Annotated in this window: 6 protein-coding genes; all 6 read right to left on the reverse strand. The window is 45.5% G+C overall.

The window, feature by feature from the left end:
* Nucleotides 1-47: 47 nt before the first annotated feature.
* Nucleotides 48-11996 carry a non-ribosomal peptide synthetase/type I polyketide synthase gene (locus tag KY305_RS16335; protein ID WP_223063435.1) on the reverse strand — a complete coding sequence of 3983 codons (11949 nt, stop codon included), beginning with the start codon at nucleotides 11994-11996 and terminating at the stop codon, nucleotides 48-50.
* Nucleotides 11997-12016: 20 nt separating this feature from the next.
* On the reverse strand, nucleotides 12017-13219 hold the full coding sequence (fabD, locus tag KY305_RS16340; RefSeq protein WP_223063436.1) for an ACP S-malonyltransferase: 1203 nt from the start codon (nucleotides 13217-13219) through the stop codon (nucleotides 12017-12019).
* A gap of 1285 nt (nucleotides 13220-14504) precedes the next feature.
* A complete protein-coding gene (locus KY305_RS16345; RefSeq protein ID WP_223063437.1) occupies nucleotides 14505-15290 on the reverse strand; it encodes a 3-hydroxybutyrate dehydrogenase in 786 nt (261 codons plus the stop codon).
* 11 nt (nucleotides 15291-15301) lie between these two features.
* Entirely contained in the window at nucleotides 15302-15964 is a 663-nt protein-coding gene (locus KY305_RS16350) for a 3-oxoacid CoA-transferase subunit B (protein ID WP_223063438.1), read from the reverse strand.
* Between the two features lie 17 nt (nucleotides 15965-15981).
* Nucleotides 15982-16683 carry a CoA transferase subunit A gene (locus KY305_RS16355; protein ID WP_223063439.1) on the reverse strand — a complete coding sequence of 234 codons (702 nt, stop codon included), beginning with the start codon at nucleotides 16681-16683 and terminating at the stop codon, nucleotides 15982-15984.
* Between the two features lie 24 nt (nucleotides 16684-16707).
* Complete coding sequence (locus KY305_RS16360) at nucleotides 16708-18153, reverse strand: GntP family permease (protein WP_223063440.1); 1446 nt, start codon at nucleotides 18151-18153, stop codon at nucleotides 16708-16710.
* Between the last annotated feature and the right edge of the window lie 178 nt (nucleotides 18154-18331).

Genomic DNA, 18331 nt, shown 5'->3' on the forward strand with positions numbered 1-18331 from the left:
AGCACCTCATTTTGTATAGTTTCAAGAAAATAAATATATGCTTTTCCCTAAAAGTTCAATTGAATAGAATCCATCATGTTTTCTTCTTCCGCATTGCTGCCGCTTAATTCGATATGTTCGATTTGAATGCTTGGATGTTCCAGAATCGCGGATAAGATGTGTAAGTAGTCGTTTGATAAAGCTTCGATTCTGCTTTTCTTAAACAGTTTTTTCGAATATTCGAACAGGCCGTGATATTTGTCTTGGTCCGCCTGGATCGACAAGGTCAAGTCGAATTTGGCAACCGGATGATGAAGCTGATATGGCTTGAATTGAAGGGAATCCAGTTTCAATTCAGCCTGATCGAGATTTTGCAGTACAAACATCGTATCGAACAAAGGATTACGGCTTGAATCTTTTGGAAGATGCAAATGCTGGATCAATTCTTCCAACGGATAGTCTTGATTTTGATAGGCATTCAGCATGTTTTCCTTTACTTCGTTTAAGTAGGCATCAAATGGTTTACGGCCCGCCGGGTGATTGCGAATGACTAACGTATTGACGAACATTCCCACGACAGACTCGACATCCATATGAGTTCGCCCGGCAGATGGCGTTCCTACGATAATATCTTCTTGTCCGCTGTATTTGGATAAAAGAATCGTATAGGCTGCCAATAAAATCATATACAGTGTCGCTCCTGTGGTTTCTTCCATTTGGTTTAAACGCTGTTTCAAGTGTTCCGGTATAAGAAATTCAAATGATTCGCCTTCGTAATCGCGTATGGAAGGTCTCTCGTAATCCGCAGGCATATCCAGTACAGGAATGTCATCATGAAACTGATTCAGCCAATACGCTTCCTGGTTCTTGATGTTCCGTCTCTGAACTTCCGATTGCTGCCAAACCGCATAGTCTTTATATTGAATAGAAAGTGGATCCGGTTCGTTCCCTTCATAGAGCTGGCTTAAATCTTGCATAAGAATATTTATGGACACGCCATCGGAAATGATATGATGCATATCAACCAGCAGCACATGCCGTTCAGGTTCAAGTTCAATCAGTCCGACTCGCATCAACGGCGGCTTGGTTAAATCAAACGCTTTGATGAAATCAAGCACACGATCTTCCACTTCTTCTTCTCTCGCTTGAATTCGTTCTATTGTAAATTCGACGCTTGGATGGATGCGCTGTGCCGGTTCGCCTTCATATAATTCAAAGCTGGTCCGCAAAGCTTCATGACGCTCGATTAATTTCTGGAAAGCTGCGTGTAATCGGACCAGATCGACAGTCCCTTCTACACTCATGGCGCCCGTCATATTGTAAGTCAGCTCGCCGCCTTCTGCATGACTCAACAGATACATCCGTCTCTGAGCCGAAGAAACTGGATAATAGGGCATTTCCTTTGCGGCCGGAATCGGTACATATCGATTTTTTTCCATGCGTAACGCCCTGTCAGCCAACTGTTCAATGGTAGGAAACTTAAATATGTCTTTTAGAGACAGATTCACATCCAGCTCTTTGTGGATTCTGGCGGCTAAGGCCGCCGCTCGAATGGAATTTCCTCCAAGATCAAAGAAATTATGCTTGATCCCCGCATGGCTTATCCCGAGTACCTTTTGCCATAAATCCGCCAGTTTGGATTCAACCTCATTGCCCGGCGGGACATATTCAGCTGTCTGCTGCAAACTTGCTTCCGGCGCGGGCAGTGCTTTACGATTTATTTTCCCGTTAGACGTTAACGGCATATGTTCGAGCTGGACAAAATAGGACGGAACCATGTAGTCCGGCAGCTCCAATGACAATTGTTCTCTAAGCTGCGCAATCGTTATAGGTTTTTCGCTCACGTAATACGCGCACAATTGTTTTAAGCCGTCCTCTTCTTCTCTGACTGCAACCGCGGCCTTTTGCACCGCTTCCACATTATGCATCGCTGCTTCGATCTCACCAAGTTCGATTCGGTATCCTCTGATTTTGACTTGTTCATCGATGCGGCCCAAATAGACAAGATTTCCATCCCTCAATCGCTTGGCCAAGTCCCCTGATTTGTACATCTTCGTTCCCGGGATATACGGGTTATCAATGAATTTCTCTGCCGTTAAATCCGGGCGATTCCAATACCCTCTGGCAACACCGGCTCCGCTGATATAAATTTCACCGGGCACCCCGCTCGGAACCAGGTTTCTGCTGGCATCCATCACATAAATTTCCGTGTTGGCAGCCGGAGTGCCGATCGGTACAAATTCCCGCTTGTCCCATTTAGCGTCGTAACGGTAAATCATACATCCGACGACAGTTTCCGTCGGTCCGTATTCATTGAAAATGTCCAGCCGGCCTTTAAACTGTTCGCTGACACTTTTGGCCAGACGGGTGCTTAAATTTTCTCCGCCCACAATCATTTTCCGAATGGTCGTTCCTTCGGCTATATTCATTTCTTTGAGTACATGCAAATGCGCGGGGGTCAATTTGATCATGTCTATTCTTGAGTCCTGCATAATCGTTGAAAGCACAGCGCTTTTGTCTTCTCCATCGTAGACAATGACGGTATTTCCCGTGACCAGCGGTGTAAATATCGAAGTCACCGTTAAATCAAAAGAGACGGAGGAGTACAATGGGAAGTTGGTTTTCTCGCCCCTCACATAAACCTCTTTCGCCCACCAAATGTAATTGGCTAACCCTTGGTGCTCAATAAGTACGCCTTTCGGATTCCCCGTGGAACCCGACGTATAGATCATGTAGGCTAAATCATGCGCATCGCTGAACAATTCAAGATTTGAGCGGTCCTCATGATAAGAGTTTTCCTCATCCAAAAGCACAACGTCACCATCATACGTTAATTGATTTTGCAGATGGTGCTGTGTCAAAACAATTTCCGCCTTTGAATCTTTCAGCATATATTGTATCCGATCCTCCGGATACTCCGGATCAATGGGCACGTATGCGCCGCCGGATTTTAGAACAGCCAAAATTCCAACAATCAGCTCGATACGATGCGGGCAGATGATGGCAGCGAACTGATCCGCTTGTATTCCCTTTGTTCTTAATGTCCGCGCCAATTGGTTTGCCCGTTCATTGAGCTGCCTGTACGTATACCTCTCATCGCCAAATATAACGGCTTCATGATCAGGCCTCTGTTCTGCTTGCTTTTCAAACCATTGGCATACCGTTTCGTTATGCGGATACGGCTTCTCCGTGTCATTAAACTCCATCAGTAATTGATGCTGTTCGGTGTCAGATAGCATAGGAACGGAAGACAAAGTCATTTCCGGCTGCTTAACAAGGCTGTTCAAAATGCTGATATAGTGCCTTGTGATCTGTTCAATGGTTTCTTTTTCAAACTGTCCCGGATTAAAATCAAAATGCATTTCTAATTGCTGTCCGGCATCTTCGATCGTCAGCATCAAATCATATAAAGAGACTCCGGGATTTCGTTCTTTCACCGTAAATGTACATCCATTGTGCCGGATTTCATGAAAATCAATATTTTGAAACACAAACATCGTGTTAAACAGCGACTTTCCCGTTGTTTCCCTCTGCACATTTAATTTCTCCACCAACCGGTCAAATGGATAATCCTGATTTTCGAAAGCGTCAAGCGTTTGCCGCTGCACTTCTTCCAAGTAATCCGCAAATCTTTTATTGGCATGCGGTTTGGTCCGAATCCCGATGGTTTGAATGAAAATTCCGATCATGCTTTCAATATCTGGATGGTTTCTTCCGGAAGCAGGCGTGCCCACGACAATATCTTCTTGGCCCGTATATTTGTGAAGCAGCACTTTGTACGCAGCCAGAAGCACCGTATACAGAGTCGTTCCCGCCTTTTGCGCCATATCTTGAAGCGAACGGATTACATTTGGCTCCAAGGAGTACGTTACGCGCTGTCCCTCAGAAGACCATTCCATCGCTCTTGAACCGTCTGTCGGCAGTTGAAGGATGGGGATTTCTTCTTTGAATTGCTCAAGCCAGTATTTCTCCTGCTGTTCCATGGTCTCTCCGCTCAACCATTGGTTTTGCCATTCTGCGAAATCTTTATATTCAAATTCAATTTCCGGCAATGGCTCATGATGGTATAGAGCGAACAGCTCATTCGTAAGTATACTGATGGAATAACCGTCCGAAATGATATGATGCATATCGATGAGCAGTTCCGCCTGCCCGTTATCAATCTTGATCAGCTCTGCGCGAACCAAAGGAGCTTGTTCAAGACGGAATGGTTTTACAAACTGATCTGCATAGGCATCAAATTCATCCCGGTCCATCGTACGGACATGGACGTTAAAATCAAGCCCGCTTGCAATTCTCTGGACAATTTCGCCATCTATAATGTCAAAATAAGTGCGAAAAGCTTCATGCCGCTGCATGACTTGTTGAAGGGATTCGATCAAGGCCTGCTCATCGTACTGCCCTATAATTGATATTTGGCCAAACATATTTTGCGACAGTTGATTCGGTTCCATTTGATGCAGAAAATATACTCTTTGCTGCGCTGGAGATGTTCGGTAATAAGCTTTCTTCTCAACAGTCTTCATCGGGAGGTGCGTGACTTTCTCTTTACTCCGAATGAAACTCGCTAACTCCTTAACGGTCTGATGGTTGAAAAATTGCCCGATGGAAACTTTTTGATGAAATGTTTTCTGAACTTTGGAAAGCATAAGCGTCGCTTGGAGCGAGTTTCCTCCCAAAGCCAGGAAGTGATCTGATCTGCCCACCCGCTCAAGGCCGAAAAGTTCCTTCCATATCTCAGCCAGCTGCCGCTCCGTTTCATTTGCCGGCTCTTCGTAGACATCAGCAAGGTTTACTGTATTGCTCAATGTTGAAGAGACTCGCTGCTGGTGAACGGCATACAGCTCTTGTAAATCTTGCTGTTCTTTATCGGAAAACATCATCAGGGCGTCAAGAGGGGCTGAATCCCCCTCAACCATTTTTTGCAGCAATTTCGCAAAGCCCGCTCCCCACTTTTTCATGATCTCCGGACTGATGACGTTCGTATTAAAATCGAAATCAAGAACATATTCTTGATCTACGTCCGTTACGTTAAGAAATAAATCGTATGAAATGCATTTCACAGGGTACGCAATAGGCTCAGCTTCCGCCTTTCCGAAATGCAGCTTTCGAAAAGGTCTGTCCAAATTAAAAATAATGCGCATATCCGGCACTTGATCGTGCGGAAGCTGTCTGGCCACAAGTGTCATCGGAACGGCTTGATGCCGCATTGCTTGATTCACGTTTTCCTTCATGCTGTCAAGATAACCGGATAAGGTGCTTTCAGAAGAAGGCGTGTTCTTCACCGGAACCATATTGACGCAATTTCCAATCAGAACATGGTGTTTCATATGTGATTGACCTGCTGTGGGAATCCCGATCACAAGGCCGGACTGTTTGGTAAGCTGGTGCAGGAAAAGATGAAATGCGCCCAGCATGGTCACAAATACGCTATTTTTCATCCGAATGCTTAATGATTTTAAAGCCTCGCTTAAAGGCCGCCCCAGCCTAATCGTACACCGGTCACCCTCATATCCGTTCGGATAACGGGAAGAAGCAACGCTGGGCAAGGCTGCCTGCGGTATCGGCTCAGAGAAGTGCTGCCGCCAATAACGGACACCTTCTTCATAATGGCCGCTATCGATCTGCGCTTGCTGCCAATCTAAATATTGGCGAAACGAAGCAGCCTCATCCGACGGAAGCGGTTCTCCTTGTACAATAGCGGCGTAAGTGCTCTCCAGCTCTTGTACAAAAACAGCGATCGACCACCCATCGGCAATGATATGATGGAATGTAAGCACAATCAGGTGTTCGTCTTGGTCCGATTTAAGCACATGAATTCTAAACAAGGGCTTCTGTTCGTGAAGATGAAACGGTTGCTTGGCATCCTCTGTCAGCCATTTCTGAATTTCTGCCTCTCGATGTTCATTCGAGTGACCGGTAAAATCGATTACGGGAATATCTATATCCATCCGTTCCTGTACTTGCTGTACTTCGTCATCGACATGAATAACCGTACGTAAAGCGTCATGGCGATTGACAATATGCTGTACTGCTTGTTTTAACAGCGTATGCTGCACTTCACCCTTCACTTTTAGCATAATGGATTGGTTTAAAGCTGCAGAAGCATCATTCCCATAATGAGATGCCATCACCAATTGCTTTTGTTCAGGAGAAAGCTCGTACGCCTCGGATTGTTTATTGCCCCCGTCATCAGGGGAATGCGGTCCTTCCGGAATGAATCCGCCCCGGCGTAGATCCTTCACCGTGTCTTGGACGGCTTGAATGATATAAGCAATATCATCCGCAGTATGAGCCGTAGACAAGAAGCAGTTGCGTCCTTCCCAAACATAGACCCCTTTATAATTGAGGTGGTAAAAGAACAAATCATTATCAACCGATGAGACAAACCGGAATAAGGAACCGAACTGAACCATACGAATAGGCACTTGGGACTGTTCAAAGTAGCGATTTAATTGATCGACCAAGAAGGTTGTCTTTTGATTTAACTGCTTGTACAGATTGTCTCCCTCGGTTTGCAGATGCTGAAGCACGGCTAATGACAATCTCATGGTAAGCGGGTGAGTATTGAAGGTGCCGGCCACAAACGTGCGTTTCGCCTCGTCCGTTGGATAGGAGCCGTCCCCATACTGCCAGGTTCCGCCGTCGATCGCATTCATGTACTCAGCTTTTCCGGCAACAATACCTAACGGCTGCCCTCCGCCGATGATTTTCCCGTAGGTTACCAAATCGGCTTGAATGCCGAACCATTCCTGCGCACCGCCGAGACCGATCCGAAATCCTGTAATAATTTCATCCATGATCAAGGCTGTCCCGGATTGCTGCGTGATCGCCCGCAGTTCTTTCAAAAATGATTCCGGCTGCAAATCCGGCCTGCGGCTTTGCACCGGTTCCACCAGTACGGCTGCCAAATCATCTCCCAGACTGCGAATCACGTTCAGCGAATCCGGATTGTTGTAATGCAAAATAATCAAATCATTCATAAAGTTTTGCAGTATGCCCGGAGCCAGCGGATTCGCAGGTGCAGCCCCGCCTTTAGTATTGGCTACCCCTAATACGCCGTCAAACGTACCGTGATAAGAGCCGGAGAACACGACAACTTTCTTTCTGCCTGTTGCCGCTCTCGCCAAACGAAGGGCAACCATGACTGCCTCTGTTCCGGAATTATAGAAAGCGACCCTTTCTGCCCCTGTGCATGCGCGAATTCGATCCGCCACTTCTCCGGCGACATTCGACATCGGACCAAGCGGCGGCAATGCCGATTGGGTTGAATCTTGGATAACTTGCGTAATAAAGGACGGATGATGTCCAAAAAGGTTAACCCCAAAGCCCATGGTGATATCGATATATTCGTTTCCATCAATATCCCACATCTTGGAACCGTCAGAGCGTTCGGCAATAATCGGGTACACCATTTCCTTCCAATATGAACGGAAGCTGGACAAGTTGCGGTTATTTGCATGAGCAAATCGGGTTTCGTCCGTATATTGCTTAGAACCTTTCGTTTTGTCTGTGTACTTCTCGATAAAAGTCTCTAAATATTGTCTTTGCTGTGCGGTATAGTGTCCCTGTTCATGCAAGTGCTGAGGCTGAAAAGGAATGTAAGGCTTCGCTTCTTGAGTCAATTTCTTTTCTGCAGTGACAGCTGGAGTCCCCAGCTTGGAAGAAGGGAGCGATTTTTCTTGCACTTTAGCGTATTCTTTCGCTGCGGAATGATGACCGCTGTTTTTCAGCAAATTAAAGCTATTCAATTGAGCTTGTAAGGTGTCCTGAATTAATTGATTCTGAGAAGCAATTATTTTTTCGAGCATATGCTCTTGATGATCTCCTCTATGATCCAATTCAGCCTGTGCTTCTGAAATGACCAGCTTTTCTTGCGCCGTAACACTCTCTTGAGGCGGAGCGGATACAGAAGACGATGGAACGGCCTCTGCCAAGTAATCTACGACACTTTGAAGGTTGTTCATCGTATCAAAAAAGCGTTCCATCGGGATGTCCACATCAAATTCATCTGCAACGGCTTTTTTGACTTGGGACAGCATGATGGAATCCATTCCGAGCCCGATAAAATGGGCATTCAGATCGATTTCCTCTGCTCTGATTCCCGAAGCATTGCTAACCACAGTCTTCAAGAAGGATTCAATATGCGCCTTCGTATGATTGATATCCAATGCTGCTTCTCCTCTCTCTTTGCCTTCCTTAGAACGCAAATGGCCAGCTTCAGCCCAGCAGCGATTCCGTTCAAACGGATACAAGGGCAATGGAGTTTTTTGCACAACTTCACCCGGATAAAGCGCGCGCCAATCTATAACGGCTCCCTGCACAAATAATTCGGCGGCACGATTCAGCCATGTGATTCGCTCATCCTTCGTGCGTGTACGCTGCTCGATCAGATGAGCGGCTTGTTTATTCAGCTCTTCTTTATCGGCAGGCAGCATTTCCTTCATGTTCGTGTAACCAACGGCTGTCTGTGGAAGATGTCTATCGCCTTGAATCAAGCAGGCCAGCTTATCCAACAATTCTTGCTTACTGGATACAACCATGGCAAGACAATGATCCAAATGAGCCCTTCCTGTACTGGCTGTATAGCAAATTGACTTCAATGAAACTTGGCTGTCATCCGTAATATATTGCCGATACCGCTGAGCGAGTTCATAGAGTGAAGTTTCAGTACGGGCGGATAAAACAAATAGGTGCGGCTCATTTTCAGCCTCCGGTTCATACTCAGCTTCAGGAGTATACTCTTCCAAAACCACATGCGCATTCGTTCCGCTAAAACCGAACGAGCTGATTCCGCATCGCAGCGGTCGGTCGCCAGGTGTGACATCCATTACTTCTTGATTTACATAAAATGGTGAAGATTGAAAGTGAATGAACGGGTTCGGTTCATTAAAGTGCGCTAATGGCGGGATTTTTTTGTGATTCAACATGAGGACAGATTTTATCAGTCCTACGATGCCTGCCGCTTCAAACAAATGACCGATATTCGATTTAACGGAACCAATCGCACAAAATTGTTTCTTTGCCGTATACTTCTCAAACGCTTTACAAAGCCCGTTAAATTCAACCGGATCGCCAAGCTTGGTTCCGGTGCCATGCGCTTCGATGAAAGACAGCGTTTCAGGAGCAATGCCCGCGTCTTTCCAAGCCTGCTCAATGACCTCGGTCTGAGCTGCCGGATTCGGTGCGGTGATTCCGGCGGTTGTCCCGTCTTGATTCATCGCGCTCCCCTTTATCACGCCATAAATATGATCTCCGTCGCGAACCGCATCCTGTAAAGGTTTTAACAGGACTGCCGCCACGCCTTCGCCCAAGCCTGTGCCGTCCGAATCTTCGCTGAACGTTTTGGTGAACCCGTCTGAAGATTCCATATCAAGCCCGATACTCATCGGCAATAATGATGTTCGAATACCTCCGGCAATAGCCATTTCACAATCGCCTGTAATCAAAGATTTGCATGCCATATGAACGGCAACAAGCGATGAAGAACAAGCCGTATCCACTGTGACTGCCGGTCCTTTTAAATTTAAGAAGTAAGCGATTCGACTTGCTAACACGGAAGGAAGATTGCCTACAATATATTGATGAAGTTCCTCCGGATAATTCGCGGAAAGGAGACGTTCGTAATCGTAGCCCACCTTCGAGTACCCTGCATATACACCGACCCGACTCCCGCTAATGGTGTCGCCAGCATAGCCTGCATCTTCAATCGCATGCCATGCGGATTGCAAAAACAGCCTTTGATTAGGGTCCATGAATTGAGCGGTTTTGGGAGCTAAACCAAAGAATGAATAATCAAATCGATCGATTTCATCTAAATAGCCGCCCTTAACAAAATGATTTTCATTGAATTCGCTTTGAATGGTTCGTAAATAATCCGTCGCATCTTTGACTCGCGGTGCAGGATATTGTCGAATGCTATGCTCTCCTTTTTTCAGAAGATCCCAAAAATCACTCTTATCCGATGCTCCCGGAACATTGAGCGACATCCCGATAATGGCGATGTCTTTCGACGAAACATGGCCTTGCTTCGCTGTATCGGCTTGCTTGATTTCAGCATGGCTTTCAGACAGAAATGCCGCTAAATCTGCGATAGAAGGATACGTAAATAGATCGGCCACCGCAAGCTCGCGTCCAAACCTTTGTTCTATACGTTCGGCAATTTGAGATAACTGTAAAGAATTTGCGCCCATATCAAAATAACTATCATTGAGGTGAATCTTTTTCCCGGCCAGCACTTCGGAAAAGACAGACAGCAATTCCGTTTCTATCTCATGAATGGGAGTCTGGCCCGGTTCCTTCGGATTGCTCTCCAGAAATTCCTTGATTGCGGCAGACTCTATCGAAAATGCCCCTGCCTCATACTGCTTAGCCAGTTCATATCGCTTAACCTTTCCGCTTGTTGTTTTTGGCAGCTTTCGGATCGGAAGGACTTCTTTTATGCTCCAGCCGCCCCGCTGGTACAAATGCTTTTTAATGTCTTTGACAAGCGGTGCAAATTTTTCAGGGGATTTCTTGAAAACAACAAAGAGCACGATTTCTCCGCTTTGCGTCTCTTGATCATATACACCGCAGGCTGCAACTCTTCCCAAATCGACCTCTTCCATTTCAATCGCGACCCGTTCAATATCATGAGGATACACATTTTTTCCGTTCACGAAAATAATGTCTTTTTCTCTGCCGGTTACGACTAAGTTGCCTTCTCTGATGAAACCAAGGTCTCCCGTTTTTATCCAGCCGTCAGGAGTGAGCGCTCTATCCGTACTCTCGGGGTTGTTATAATACCCTTGGGTCACATTTTCCCCCTTGATCTGGATATGGCCGATGATTCCGTCTTCCACTCTTTCGTTTGCTTCACTGGAGATTCGAAGCTGACAATAGTCAATGGGCTGTCCCACTTCGACGAAAGAAGCGCAGTTTTGATCCTCTTTGCTGACTTCCACGGCTCTTTCACCGAGATTTAAATGATCGCGATGCAAATAAACAGGAACAAATTCTTCACCCGTTTTAGAGAACGATGCGCCGACCGAAGCTTCCGCTAAACCGTAAACATTCAAAATGGCGGATCTTTTCATATTGAACGTTGCGCATCTTTTTAAAAATTTGTCACATAGCTCTGGCAATATGGGTTCCGCACCGTTTGCGATGACCTTGATATGGGATAAATCCCAGTCTAAACGTTGTTCGTTTTTCAGAAATTTAAGGAAATAGTTGTATCCGAAATTAGGAGAGGATAGAATGCTGGCTTTATGTTCATGAGCTTTTTTCATCCAAAGAATAGGTCTTCGGATAAATAATTCCGTCGGCATTAGATTTTGATTGATTCCGGCCAAGAAGGGAACTAGGTGGCAGGCAATAAGCCCCATATCATGGGTTAAAGGCATCCAAGATAAAAAAGAATCTTTCAAGTCAATAAACAGAGCATTCCGAATAGCACAGGTGTTATGTATTAAGTTATGATGCGTTAGCATGACTCCTTTGGGGTCCCCTGTTGATCCCGAAGAAAATTGAATGAAGGCCAGTTCATCAGCATCAGGTTCATATAATGAAGCGGGATGATCGTAGATTCGATCTTGGATAATGTCAGATTTCTCGTTTAATTGATGATGGAAATCTTGTAAATCGTGTTCTGCAGCGTATTTTTTTATTTTTTCCAATACCTTTTCAGAGGCAATCAGAAACGGATTGTTTAATATATTCCAAATGCGCCAAACTTTTAGCTTATGGTCATCATCTTCTCCGATACTGACCGGTACCGGGATCATTCCTCCTAATAAACAAGCCCAAAAAGCGACGACAAATGATTTGTTTTCTTGGATTTGAAATACAATTTCTTGCTTTGGCTGAATGCCGATATGATGTAAGTAACCGAGAAATCCTTGCGCCTCGTCAAACAATTGGCGATAAGATATAAACGTCTCTTTTTTATCGGACTCGATAAAACGGATTCCGCGATCCGTTAAGTTGCTTCTTTCCCGAATGACATCGACTAAAGTTTGAAATTGATTGATAAACATAGGTTTCCTCCAAGGCAGCTTTATTTTAAAATCCTCAATTGTTTCACAGCCGGAATTTGTTTAGCCTCAAAAATGTGTTGACATAAATGGATCGAATGATCGAGCTCTTCTTCTGAAAGCTCATTTTCATTCCTTTCCATTCTCTCTTTGAGCAGTTGTAACTGTGCAAATAATGGTGTCACCAGATTGGAATATGCCAATGCATCTTTGTTATAATTTCGCGAAATGATAGATTGAATCATCATTTTATGCAGCTGCTTCTTGCGTAAATGGACAACATTTTTATGTCTTTCCTCCGAATTGGAAAGGTAGTGAACGTCAGATGTTTGTCCTAAAGAATAAGCTGCAATATGATTCGTTATTTTTTTCAACAGACTGACCAAGACATTCTTGGGTCCCATTTCGATGACTTCTGTGACTCCATGTAAAAGCAAGTAATGCATCGATTCTGCCCATCTTACCGGCATCGTCATGTGCTGCTGCAGATGTTCCTTGACCGAATTTCCATTGCGGTACGGGCACGCGGTGACATTCGAAATGATCGGCCATGCAGCATCCTTGAAGGTATACTGATTTAATGTATCCTGGAATTGTTCGGATGCCGGCCGTATCATCGAACTATGAAAAGGAGCGCTGACGTTCAAATAAGTGTGCTTAGCCCCCATTTGCTCCGCTATCTTGATGACACGTTCCACAGCTTGCCGGTGTCCGGAAATCACATGCTGCTGATCCGAATTCATGCAAGCTACACCTGCCGGAAAGTCTTCCGTCGACATTTCTGAACATATTTCTTGCAATGTTTGGAGAGGGATCTGAGTTACTGCGGCCATCGTCCCCAGCTGCTGAGGATCTGCATTTTGCATAAGGACTCCTCTCTGCCTTACAAGCTTAACGGCCTCTTGAAATGAAAGGGCGCCGGCACAGACAAGCGCGGAATATTCTCCTAAGCTATGACCTGCCAGAAAGCGCGGCTTAACCCCAATTTCTTGCATATACACTTGAAATGCAATGACACTAACCGTTAAAATGGCGGGCTGCGCATTCATTGTCTTTGTCAATTCATTCATATCTCCGTCAAAACAGAGCTTTTTTACATCCAAGGAGATAGCATCGCTCGCTTCTTCAAATAATCTCTTCGCGAGCACAAAATCATTCCAAAAACTTTTGCCCATTCCTACAAATTGAGAACCTTGTCCAGGAAATAAAAAGGCGAGACTGTTCATTAGCTCCCTCCAATCTTATTGAATATGAATCCATAATCATACAAAATATCCCTATATCTAACATCGTAGCATGATTATAACAAACCTGTATAGGATACTTTAGGAGGAGTTATGTTCGAGTTTGCAAACGAACTAGATACATCTATTCATAAAATACAACATGGCACTAAAACCGAAAAATCAGTCTGGAAAAGCAATTATGAGAGCCTGCATTGAATAACAGGTGTATAGCTCGACACGGCTGTGCGGCCGATCTTGTTAACGAGCAAACCTGTCATGAGTGATGGAAAATATATCGAGCCTGCATGGAAGCCTATTACTGATCTTTCATCACTCAAACTATGACCGTGGTGCTTCATATGTATTAGGGCCATTGGCATACTAGCGGCCAACCATTAAATATCTGTTGTTCGTTGTTAGCGGATTCGTTTGTATGTCTGTGAAGGTGTTGTGATTTGATTACGCTTGATGATAGCTTTTGCGGCAAGGAACGGGTCTGAGGATGAAACAACATGGCAGATCATATGAATGATCCTGCTAGATACGGGTACCGATTGACGCAGTAAATCGGTTCATAACATCATCTGCTGAATCGGGCAGCTGCATCATAAGAGGAGTTTATAACTAGAAGCGAATTTAGTACTTTGGTTCAGTCTTGTATGAAAACGAAAAGCTTGCGGTACTGTTGTACGTTTATATGGAATCAAGGCACGTATTATTTACGACAGCGTTTTGTGAATTCCCGAATATTTCTTCGGCTGATCCCTGTAAGAAATGTTTTCATTCTCTTACAATATAGTTATTTTTAAAATACTGCTTCTTTTAAATACATTAATGAACATTCTTTTTTAAGCCAAAACTCATTTATTGTAAACATTTCTGCATGATTCCCCGATTCCCTTTCGAATATCGTCAGATTTTGTCATTTTTTTTATAAAGAACCCACTTTATATCCCTTTTATGAGAAGAAAAAATCCACAAAAAAAAGATTCCTAATTTATAGAAATCCATAATAAACCTTAAAAGGACTCTTATTTATGTCCCTCTGCATATATCGTTTTCATCATGATGAAATGGTCTGCCGCGAATGGAAAAAGGATTCGCAGCAGATCGTTTTTTCCCGGCACGTCCGCACTTGTTCTAATGCAAATTAAAATCAAGCAACAGGTGCGGGATTGAACAAAAAAGCTTTTTCGCCTCCTGAGATTGTCTCTTTAATGATTTGACTAATTCATTTCATTATTATTTATCATGGGAGAGGCTTTCCCCGTAAATCAAGAAACGATTATTGAGCGGTATAGCCCCCATCAAGAACAACGGCCTGGCCGGTGATGCCTTTTGCTTTGTCGCTGGCCAAAAATACTGCGTAATCAGCGATTTCTTTCACTGACAGCAGACGTTTTTGCGGAACCAGCGGGAAGATAACATCCTCCAGCACCCGTTCATACGGTACATTCCTTGTTTCGGAAATGTCCTTTAACTGATTGCGGACAAGCTGAGTGTCCACATATCCCGGGCAAAGCGCATTGACCGTGATTCCGTCAGCAGCCCCTTCAAGGGCGCCCACCTTCGTTAATCCGATGACACCATGCTTCGCGCTGTTGTAAGCAGATTTGCCGAAAAAACCGATCAATCCGTTAACGGAGGCCATATTAATGATCCGTCCGAATTGCTGTTTTTTCATGATAGGAAATGCATGTTTCATGGCGATAAATGGCGCGGTCAGCATGACACGAATGAGCCATTCGAACTGTTCTGTGGGAAATTCCTCGATGGGTGCGACATGCTGAATGCCCGCATTATTAACGAGTATGTCAAGGTGTCCGAATTGTTTCTCAACCGTTTGCAGCATGTCGGCCACTTGCTTTTCATTTGTCACATCACATGTAATGCTGACTGCTTCACAGCCTTCCTCTTTCAGCCTTGCCGCCGCTTCTTTTCCCGCTTGTTCGTTTACATCAGATATGATAACGGCTGCTCCTTCACGGGCAAATTCCTTTGCGATCTCAAATCCGATTCCCCCGGCGGCTCCTGTCACAATAGCTGCTTTCTCTGTAAGCAAGGAATTCATGGCGCACCTCCTTATTTTTGTCTGACCCCGTTCTTTAATGACTGGCTGACTGTAAAATGACCTTCTGTTTTCTCAAAAACCTCCTCTATTGTTACACCTTCCTGCAGTTCGGTCAGCGTCATACGGCCATCAAGAAAATCGAATACAGCCAAGTCTGTGATCAGCCGATCGACCACTTGCCTGCCGGTTAAAGGCAGCGTACAGTCCGTTTTCACTTTAGATTCTCCATATTTATTAACGTGCTCCATGATGACAACAATCCGTTTTGCTCCGTGGACCAAGTCCATGGCGCCGCCCATTCCTTTGATCATTTTCCCGGGGATCATCCAGTTCGCCAAATCCCCCCGTTCGGATACTTCCATCCCGCCGAGGATCGCTAGGTCAATGTGACCGCCGCGAATCATGGCAAAAGATTCGGCACTGTCAAAATAGGAGGCACCCATAACCTCGGTAATGGTTTCTTTTCCCGCATTGATCAGATCCGGGTCCTCCGTTCCTTCCACCGGGTAAGGACCAATCCCGAGCAAGCCGTTTTCAGACTGAAGCAGTACGTTATAATCATTCGGTATCTCATTGGCTACAAGCGTCGGCATCCCTATCCCTAAGTTCACATTCATTCCGTCTTTAATCTCCATTACAGCTCGCTTGATCATTCGTTTTCTGCTATCTCTCATTCTATCAGCCTCCTTTATCATGCTTGCCGGACGGTGCGGCGTTCGATCCGTTTTTCATGACTCGTGCCGAGCAGCACGTGCTGCACAAAAATGCCCGGCGTGTGAATATGATCCGGATCAAGCTCTCCGACATCGACGATTTCTTCAGCCTCTGCAATCGAGACTTTTCCTGCCATTGCGGCGAGCGGATTGAAATTTCTTGCCGTCTTTCTAAACATCAGGTTGCCGAGAGGATCGGCTTTCCACGCCTTTACGATGGCGGCGTTCCCTGTAATTCCTTTCTCCAGGAGATAAGTGCGTCCGTCAAATGTCTTATGTTCCTTTCCCTCGGCGACTGATGTTCCGACCCCCGCAGATGTATAAAACCCCGGAATACCCGCGCCGCCCGCGCGAATTCTTTCGGCGAGCGTTCCTTGGGGAACCAATTCGACTTCCAGCTCTCCGCTTAAAAATTGCCGTTCAAAGGTTTTGTTTTCGCCCACATAGGATGCGACCATTTTTTTGATCTGCCGATTCGCAAGCAGCAGGCCTAATCCCCAATCATCAACACCGCAGTTATTACTGACAACGGTCAAGTTTTTCACGCCGCTGTCCCTGATTGCGAGAATTAATTGTTCCGGGATGCCGCACAGACCGAATCCTCCTGCGATGAGGGTGTCTCCGTCCTTGATCAGTTCAGCAGCATCTTGATAAGAGTCCATCACTTTTCCTTTTCCCATGTTCACTTCCCCTTTCTGTTTTGACTACACAAGGCCCGTCAGACTGTAAATAGCGATGATGACAAATACAGCGGCTGTTTTGATGATGGTAATGGCAAAGATATCTCTGTAGGATTGGCGGTGGGTCAAACCGGTGACCGCAAGCAGCGTAATAACGGCGCCATTATGCGGAAGAGTATCCATTCCGCCGGAGGCCATCGAGATCACCCGATGCATGACCTCCGGCGGGATGTGAAATGTCTTGATTGCTTCTGTATATGCTGCTGACATCGTGCTTAAGGCGATGCCCATTCCTCCTGATGCCGATCCTGTAATCCCGGCAAGCGCAGTAGTCGTCACTGCTCCGTTGACAAGCGGATCAGTAAACGTCTGCGATATGCCGCTGCTGACCGTTTTGAAGCCGGGAAGCGCTGCGATGATGCCGCCGAATCCGTATTCGGCTCCTGTATTCATCGATGCCAGCAAGGCGCCCCCGATGCCCTCATTCAGCCCTTCTTTCAAATTGGCGAGCACTTTTTTCCAGTCGAACAAAATCGTTGTGATGATACCGATGAACAGTGCGAGTTCTACTGACCAGATCGCAGTGACGGAGGAAAGGTCAATCTTCCCGAATGCTTCTAAGCCGAGCGGCGCAAAATCAAATCCGTTGGGATACCAATGCGGGAGCCACATAGTGAAGCATTTGTTCATTACCCCGACAAGGATAAGCGGAACAAAGGCGAGCACTTGCCGCGTTATACCGGGTTCTGTCTCTTGCGGCAAAGCAGGCGTGTTTTTTTCATAAGCCAGATCTGAGGATTCCTTTCCAGCAGAAACTTCAGATTGAAATCCGGCATAGCCTTCTCCTGCTTTGGCCGCTTTCTTGCGCCGGGATTCTAAATAAAGCATTCCGGCTGTAAGAACAAATGCTGCCCCAAACAGTCCGAGCCAGGGAGCGGCATAAATGTCTGTTTTAAAAAATGCTGTCGGAATGACATTCTGAATTTGCGGTGTGCCGGGGAGCGCATCCATCGTAAATGTAAAGGCGCCCAATGCAATCGTTCCCGGTATCAGACGCTTGGGGATATCGGCTTTCATAAATAGGTTCTTAGCAAACGGATAGACCGCAAACACTGCTACGAAGAGGCTGACGCCGCTGTACGTTAAAATCGCACCCATTAAGACAATGGCGAGAATGGCTCTTTTTGCTCCCACAAGTCTGACGATCGTTTTTGCAATCGACTCGGCGAGCCCGGATATTTCAACGACCTTGCCAAAAACAGCCCCCAAAAGAAACACGGGAAAATACAGCTTAATAAATCCTACCATCTTCTCCATAAATATATTCGAGAAGAAAGGAAGTACGAAGCTTGGATCTGTCAAGAGCACAGCAAACAGCGCACAAATCGGGGCAAATAAAATGACTGAAAATCCCCGGTAAGCCGCAAACATCAGCAAGCCTAATGACAAAAGAATAATAATAATGTCCACAAGCACCCCTCTTTTCTATATTCAGTAAGCGCTTACAATAAGAAGTTAAACAAAAGACATGCCAGTTTTGAGCAAAGTATTACAGTTTCATCGGGTGGTCAGCGCTTGACGGCGTTACATTGAATAGCTGCTTTTTGAAGTGGTTTTTTAGATAAGTGAGATGGTTTCAGCGGAGATT

Origin of the sequence: Bacillus sp. YC2 (assembly GCF_019891195.1) — a bacterium.
Lineage (GTDB): Bacteria > Bacillota > Bacilli > Bacillales > Bacillaceae > Bacillus.

Coding starts and splice junctions, on each gene's coding strand:
- KY305_RS16335 (WP_223063435.1), bottom strand. CDS start 11,996: ATGTTTATCAATCAATTTCAAACTTTAGTCGATGTCATTCGGGAAAGA.
- fabD (WP_223063436.1), bottom strand. CDS start 13,219: ATGAACAGTCTCGCCTTTTTATTTCCTGGACAAGGTTCTCAATTTGTA.
- KY305_RS16345 (WP_223063437.1), bottom strand. CDS start 15,290: ATGAATTCCTTGCTTACAGAGAAAGCAGCTATTGTGACAGGAGCCGCC.
- KY305_RS16350 (WP_223063438.1), bottom strand. CDS start 15,964: ATGAGAGATAGCAGAAAACGAATGATCAAGCGAGCTGTAATGGAGATT.
- KY305_RS16355 (WP_223063439.1), bottom strand. CDS start 16,683: ATGGGAAAAGGAAAAGTGATGGACTCTTATCAAGATGCTGCTGAACTG.